Source organism: Massilia norwichensis (assembly GCF_024753245.1).
GTDB classification, from domain to species: domain Bacteria; phylum Pseudomonadota; class Gammaproteobacteria; order Burkholderiales; family Burkholderiaceae_D; genus Telluria; species Telluria norwichensis.
The window spans coordinates 1-1,697 of record NZ_JANUGX010000067.1; the positions used below are offsets into that span (position 1 = coordinate 1).

1 protein-coding gene and 1 pseudogene are annotated in these 1,697 nt (G+C 57.9%); both read right to left on the minus strand.

The window, feature by feature from the left end; genetic code table 11:
• Window positions 1-133 (minus strand): annotated as a pseudogene (locus NX782_RS26120) (translesion DNA synthesis-associated protein ImuA); the annotation flags it as partial.
• A gap of 577 nt (window positions 134-710) precedes the next feature.
• Complete coding sequence (locus tag NX782_RS26125; protein ID WP_258848426.1) at window positions 711-1,640, minus strand: IS5-like element ISJsp2 family transposase; 930 nt, start codon at window positions 1,638-1,640, stop codon at window positions 711-713.
• Between the last annotated feature and the right edge of the window lie 57 nt (window positions 1,641-1,697).

Here is a 1,697-nt window from a genome sequence, read left to right on the forward strand (position 1 = left end):
TGCCGCCGGCCTGGGGCCGCAGCGCCAGGCGCAGCGGCGCGGGCGAGGCATCCTGCCCGGCCGCCAGCGGCCGCAGCATGAAGAACAGGGTCTCGCCACCCTGCGCGGCCAGGTGCAGGCGGCGCAGGCTGTCGCTGCTGTAAAAACTGAAAAAAGTCGTCACTGACTGAACAAAGTTGTCACCGGATGAACGAAAACGTCACTTGCTCCAATAGCAACTTTGCCCGTACACTATTGCGGATCGACGTCCACAATTGGCTAAGATCGTTCGCGAGCGAACGACAACTGGTCGGTATGGATGAATTGTTAGGCGCCGAAACGTCCGATGGCGGCAGATTAGTCTAAGCGACGGTGTGATCAGTCTCGTACAGGTATCTTTCTGTAGAATGGAGTTATTCTTTAATGTCGAGAAACGATTTCTGCCGCACTCATTTCGCTGGCGGCGGAGGAATGCTGCCATGCCCCTGGCCTGATTGCCCCCATGGCCATGACGAGGATTTCTACCTTGATCAAAGGTTCTTAGGGACCACTGAGAAACTTTACAAGCGTGAAAGTTTCGTTGCCGGCGATGGTACTCTTCGATATTTTTGGATTTCAGACAACCAACCATACGGTTGGGTTGTAAGGCAACCTGTCCAATCTGAGTTGTTTCGCCTGGCTTTGTTGAGCAAATCGAGTGAAGGCCGAGCTGACGCTGTTTGTAATCAGTTTTATAACACTGGGACCGTGACCGGGGTACCCAGCCGAGTGAAGCGGTTGAGCACGGCAGCGCGTATCTGCAATTCGGCAACCTGACGGTCAAAGTCGCGCGCCATGACCCGTTCGCCCAACAGCTTGAAGCAGCGCATTTTGGTTTCGACAAGACTGCGCCGGTGGTAGCCGCTCCACTTTTTCCAGATCGCCCGACCCAGTCTGCGCGTCGTGTGCAAGATCTCGTTGCGTGCATCGGCACCGCAGCGGTTCGCCTTCCAGGGCTTTGCGTTCTTGCGGGTTGGGATGATGGCATGGGCGGCGCGCAAGGCGATCGCCTCGTGACAGTCCTTCGTGTCGTAAGCGCCATCGCCACTAACGCTGGCGATGGACTCGTCGGCTGGAATTTGATCCAGCAGCGCTGGCAGGACAGGCGCGTCGCCGATACTGTTGTCGGTTACTTCCATCGCCCGGATCTCGAGCGTGGACGCGTCGATCCCGAGGTGCACCTTGCGCCACTGGCGGCGATAGTCCGCGCCATGCTTTTTCGTCTTCCATTCGCCTTCGCCCAACATCTTGATGCCCGTGCTGTCCACCAGCAAATGCAAGCCTGTCGTAGTCGGCGTGGCGCCAATGGCCACCTGTAGTGTTTTTTGCCGCCGACTTACCGTGCTGTAGTCCGGCACCGGCCAATGAAGTCCAGCCAAGCGCAGCAGGCTTTGCGCCATGCCCATGGCCTGCCGTAGTGGTAAATTGAAGAGGCACTTGATGCTCAGGCAGAACTGGATCGCCTCGTCGCTGAACGTCTGGCTGCGCCCGCGCTTGCCGCTCGGCTGGCCGTGCCAGTTCATCTTCGGATCAAGCCAGATCAGCAGCGAACCGCGTGACTTGAGGGCTTCGTTGTACGTCTTCCAATTGGTCGTGCGGTACTTCTGTGGAGCTGGTTTCATCCGCTCAGGCTACCAGACCTGCGGGTGCTACGCTGGTCGAGCCTGATTTGCGCAACA